The organism is Streptomyces tailanensis, from assembly GCF_008386495.1.
Lineage (GTDB): Bacteria > Actinomycetota > Actinomycetes > Streptomycetales > Streptomycetaceae > Streptomyces > Streptomyces tailanensis.
Map to the genome: position 1 here is coordinate 2,177 of NZ_VTHJ01000034.1, position 4,875 is coordinate 7,051.

The following is a 4,875-nucleotide window of genomic DNA, read 5'->3' on the forward strand; positions in this document are numbered from 1 at the left end:
ACGGGCTGGTTACCGCGCCAGTTACTGGCCTCGTCACCGTGCCCGCCACGTAGGCCGCGTTGCTCATGCGTGTCGTGGCGTCGGAACCAACGCCGCTCGCGCCCCCGGCGTCGAGCCCTCGGCTCCGTGTTTCCGCCGCCGTCACCCCGGGGTCGACCAGGTTGACCTCAAGTCCCTTCGGCAGCCCGGCGGTCGACGAACCATCGGCGGCGACCACCCGCGCCTCGACGCCGTCGCTGAGGCCGACCCAGAGCGGTTTCGACGCGCCTCGCGCGCCCTCGGCTTCCAGGGGCCGCCAGCCGCTCCACTCGCCGGTCGCGGCGCTGCGGGTCCGCACCTGAGCCGTGCCGTCGAGTTCGGTGGTGGCCGCGGTCCAGGAGATACCAAGCAGGGAGAAGGGCTCGGTGCCAGTACGCGCCAGGGTCCGTCCGCCGTCGCCTGTCATCGCCAGCTCGCGCACCTCCACCGGCCGCTGGGCCCGGCTGTCGAACGTACTGCCCGTCCCGTCCTGGGGCCCGGCCGCGGCGTACGACACGACGCCCGCGCTGCCCGCCACGACGGCACCCAGCGTCAGCCACGCCCTCCGCTTCACGCTCAGCGGCTTGTACGCGTGGCCCCCATGGCCCCTACGGCTCCGATCGCGACTCAAGACGCCCCACCCCTGGATGAACATGAACGGCACACAGACACCACCCGGCACACAGGTGGCCCTTGATTCAGCACACATATTCAGCACACACGTCGGGGCGAACACCAGCATCGGAAGGCGCTCGTGTGGCTCATGTCACGGAAGGGGCGAGGATCCCCCTTCCGGGTGATCTTCGATGCTCCTCGCTCGACGCTCTGTGACACTTCCGCGGGGCGCGACGCAGATGACCGTGGGGGCCTGGCGACGGTCGGGGCGGGCCCCGGCAACGCGACTCGGTAGGGACTAGGACAGCTCTTGGGCCAGGCAGGGGAACCTCGCCGCGTGCAGGCGTACGACGGGGAACTGGGCGTCGCCGTCGCGCGGGCCCAGGACGGGGACGAGGCCGCGTTCGCGGTGGCGTACCGGCTTGTGCAGCCCGGACTGCTGGGCTATCTGCGCGGCATCGTCGGTGACGACGCGGAGGACGTCGCCTCGGACGCCTGGCTGGAGATCGCACGGGACCTCGGGCGGTTCAAGGGCGACGGGGCCGGCTTCCGGGGCTGGACCGCGACGATCGCCCGGCACCGGGCCCTGGACCATCTGCGGCGCCAGAAGGTCAGGCCCCGGGCGACCGCGCTGGAGAACGACCTGCTGGAACTGCCCGGCACCCACAGCACCCACGACCAGGCCTTGGAGACCCTCTCCACGGAGCAGGCCCTCGCCCTGATCGCGAGGCTGCCCCGGGACCAGGCCGAGGCCGTCCTCCTGCGTGTCGTCGTCGGCCTGGACGGCCCCGCCGCCGCCCGGGTCCTCGGCAAACGCCCGGGCGCGGTCCGTACCGCCACCCACCGGGGGTTGAAAAGACTGGCCCAGCTGCTCCGTACCGAGGGTGTGACGGATGACGGCCCCCAGACGCTGGGGGAGTCGAGATGAACGGCAGCGGCGCCGGCCGTCGGTGCTATGACAGCGACGGGCAGCACGGCGACAGCGAAGGGCGCGAGATGCCGTCGGGCAGGGCGGAGAAGACGGACATGGGTGAACGACAGGACGGCGACGGCCGGGACCGGGACCGGGACGGCCACCGGGCCACGAGCGGCGCCGCCTTTTCCATCTGTGCCCCCTCCGTCGACGCTCTCCTCGCCGCCGCCGTACGCGGCCGTCCCGAGGCCCACAGTGAGGGCGAGGTCCGTGCCGTCGCCGCCTTCCGCGAGGCCTGGGCGCAGGGCAAGCGCACCGCGCGCACCCGGCGCCGCGACGACTGGCGCCCCAACGCGCGGCGCCGCGTCCAGCTCTCGATACGCACCACCCTGGCCGTCCTGCTGGCCAGCCTGACCCTCGGCGGAGCCGCCTTCGCGGCGATCGGCTCGGCCGCACGCGGCGACAACGGCGGCGACCGGGACGGATACGGCGACCGGGACCGGCGCACCGGGACGTCGTACGAGGTCCCCGGCCGGCCCGGCGACGCGGACCGGCCCGCGGGCGACCGTCCCCCGAAGACCGGGGACACCGACGGGAAGTCCGATGGGAAGACCGCCCCGGATACTGGGAAGAAGCAAGAGAAGCCAGCCGAGGACAGCGGCAAGGCCAAGGAAGACAAGGCGAACAAGCCGGACAAGGCGGGGCGCCCGGCCAAGCCCCCGCACACGGAAGCTGAAGAGCCCGAAAAGCCCAAGAGTGCCAATAACGCCGAAGAAACCGGCGAAACGCGGCCGGAGAAGAAGTAAGGCCGGCGTGCTCGCAAGACCCCCGTACTCGCAAGGCACCCGGCCGACTCCGCCGACGGCAACGGTCGGGGCCGCCACCCCCCACAGGAGAGGCCCCGACCGTCGCGCGGCACGGGCCGCGCGGCGACCCGTACTACCTACAGCGCCGCGCCTGCGTTTTCTGTCACACCTCTCCGCATCACGAGTCAGTTGCATGTTCTACGGACATGGACGAGCAGCGGTTTCAGGCCGTAACGTGCCATTCGTGCCGGATCGCGGACGGCACGACCACCGCTCTGACTACCGGTGAGGCTGAGACCGCAACCATCAATTGAGGAACCACAACGGCGAGAACCCGGTCCGCGAAAGCGGCGCCGGTTTAGGCGCAAAGAGGGGCGCGGTGCTGGGGGACGACGCGGAGCTGACCGCCGCGGTGCTTGCTGCACAGGACGGGAACGAGACCGCGTTCCGGACTGTGTACCGCGCCGTGCACCCGCGGCTGCTCGGATACGTACGGACGCTGGTCGGCGATCCGGACGCGGAGGACGTCACCTCCGAGGCGTGGCTGCAGATAGCCCGTGACCTGGAGCGGTTCAGCGGTGACGCCGACCGGTTCCGGGGCTGGGCGGCCCGTATCGCCCGCAACCGTGCCCTCGATCACATACGCATGCGCGGCCGCCGCCCCGCGATAGGCGGCGACGAGACCGAGCTCACCGGCAAGCCCGCCGAGTCCGACACGGCGGGCGAGGCGATGGAGGCCATGGCCACCGACCGCACGCTGTCGCTCATAGCCCAGCTGCCGCAGGACCAGGCGGAGGCCGTGGTTCTGCGGGTCGTGGTCGGCCTCGATGCCAAGACCGCCGCGGAGACGCTGGGCAAGCGAGCGGGCGCCGTACGGACCGCCGCGCACCGGGGCCTGAAGCGGCTCGCGGAGCTGATCGGGGAGAATCCGGAGGCGGCCTCGGAGGCCGATCCGGAATCCGGCGAACCGCTGGACGCCGTACCCCCACAGAGAGAACGCGTACGCGCGCGGCTACGTCCGCGGGTGTGACGCATATGCGTCCGCGGACGCAGAAGGACATGTGATGGCCGACGAGCAGTACATGTGGCTGGACCCCGATGCCGCGGAGCGGCTGCTGCGTGGTGAGCCGCTCGAAGCCGTCGACGCCGACACCCGTGCCCAGGCCGACCGGCTCGCCGGGGCGCTCGGAGCACTGGCCGCAGAGGCGTCCCCGGCGTCCCCGCCGAGTGTGGAACTCCCCGGCGAGGAAGCCGCGTTGGCCGCCTTCCGCTCGGCGCGTACGGCTCGCGTGGAGGACGACCGGGCCGATCACCTGGCGAACGCCTCGACGGCTGTCGCCGACGCAGGACTCGTCCGCCTCGGGCGGACCGCGGCCGAGGACCGCCGGGCCCGTTGGGGCCGACCGGCGCGGTTCGGGCTGGCCGCGGCGCTGACCGCCGGGATGCTCGGCGGGGTCGTCGCCGTGGCCGCCGGCGCGGGCGCGCTGTTGAGCCCATCCCCCGACGACGAAGCGGAACCCTCCGTCTCCATCTCCGCCGCCGAGCCCGACCAGCCGTTCCTGTCGCCCTCACCGAGCGACCCGCAGGCGGAGGGCGACGCCAACGACGAGGCGCGGGGCGAGCCGACGCCTCAGGACACCCTGGGCGGTTCGGCGCAGGACGGCGACGGCGAGGGCGGTTCGGACGACGGCACCGGCGAGGACGGCGACCCCGACACCTCGGGGCAGAACCGGGGCTCCTCCCGGGAGTGGTGGAACGGCGTGGTCTCCGCCTGCCGCGACGTCCGTGACGGCAAGGGCCTGGACGCCGACCGCCGGCGCGGCCTGGAGGACGCGGCGGGCGGCAGGGACAACGGGCAGCTGAAGAAGTACTGCGACGGGCTCCTCTCCGGCCGCGAGAACCCCGGCGCGCAGGTCCCGCCGGGCACGAGCACGGGCGGGGACTCCGGTACGTCCGACTCCGCCGGTTCCCTGGGCGGCGTCGAGAAGGACGCGCGGTCCGGGCTCGACTCCGATGACGACGACGAGGACGACTCGGACGGCGGCAACGCCGGGTCAGGCAAAGACAAGGGCAAAGACAAAGGGAACGGCAAAGGGAACGGGACGGGCAGCGGCGGGAACAAGGGCGGCAGGGGCAGCGGCGGGAACAAGGGCGGCAAGGGCAGCGGTGGCAACGACCACCGTGGCCAGAGTGACGTCGTGAAGCCGATCGGCGGCGTCCCGAGCACGAGCACGCACTCGTCCAGCCCTGCACTCTGACCGGCGCGCTCCGCGCCGCGGCCCCGACCACCGTCACAGACCAGCTCTGACCTGCGATTTCGTATCCGCTTCGGATCCGCCCAGATTTTTTTCCGCAGCGAGTAACACTTTCGGCCCTCGTAGCGCAGTAATGAGTGAGCCGACTGGTCATCGGCCATCGCACTGAGCCGGGGTTCCCCCCGTACCCACGGCTCGTGCACCTTGGCGCGGGCGGGACACGTTCCCCCGGTCCCGCCCGCGCCCCGTATCCCCCGTGGGCCCCCGT

The 4,875-nt window shown here is 72.4% G+C and carries 3 protein-coding genes and 2 pseudogenes; 4 read left to right on the forward strand and 1 reads right to left on the reverse strand.

What is annotated here, in order from left to right; genetic code table 11:
• A pseudogene (locus tag F3T56_RS48155) lies at positions 1-592 on the reverse strand (hypothetical protein); the annotation flags it as partial.
• Between the two features lie 351 nt (positions 593-943).
• Between F3T56_RS48155 and F3T56_RS25570 the strand changes: the two are divergent.
• The 4 genes and pseudogenes from F3T56_RS25570 (at position 944) to F3T56_RS25585 (ending at position 4,610) form a co-directional block, all read left to right on the forward strand.
• A complete protein-coding gene (locus F3T56_RS25570) occupies positions 944-1,561 on the forward strand; it encodes an RNA polymerase sigma factor (protein WP_149827714.1) in 618 nt (205 codons plus the stop codon).
• Positions 1,558-2,352: a hypothetical protein gene (locus F3T56_RS25575; RefSeq protein WP_149827715.1), complete on the forward strand. Its 795-nt coding sequence runs from the start codon at positions 1,558-1,560 to the stop codon at positions 2,350-2,352. Before F3T56_RS25570 ends, F3T56_RS25575 begins: the two co-directional genes overlap by 4 nt.
• A 379-nt stretch (positions 2,353-2,731) precedes the next feature.
• Positions 2,732-3,417: pseudogene (locus F3T56_RS25580) on the forward strand (RNA polymerase sigma factor).
• Positions 3,417-4,610 (forward strand): hypothetical protein, encoded by a 1,194-nt coding sequence (locus tag F3T56_RS25585; RefSeq protein WP_246203846.1) that lies wholly within the window; start codon positions 3,417-3,419, stop codon positions 4,608-4,610. The pseudogene F3T56_RS25580 and the gene F3T56_RS25585 overlap by 1 nt, the downstream one beginning before the upstream one ends.
• The last annotated feature ends 265 nt before the right edge of the window (positions 4,611-4,875 follow it).

Bases quoted from the DNA above. Each gene is read 5' to 3' on its own strand.
- F3T56_RS25575 (WP_149827715.1), top strand. From the start codon at position 1,558: ATGAACGGCAGCGGCGCCGGCCGTCGGTGCTATGACAGCGACGGGCAG.
- F3T56_RS25585 (WP_246203846.1), top strand. From the start codon at position 3,417: ATGGCCGACGAGCAGTACATGTGGCTGGACCCCGATGCCGCGGAGCGG.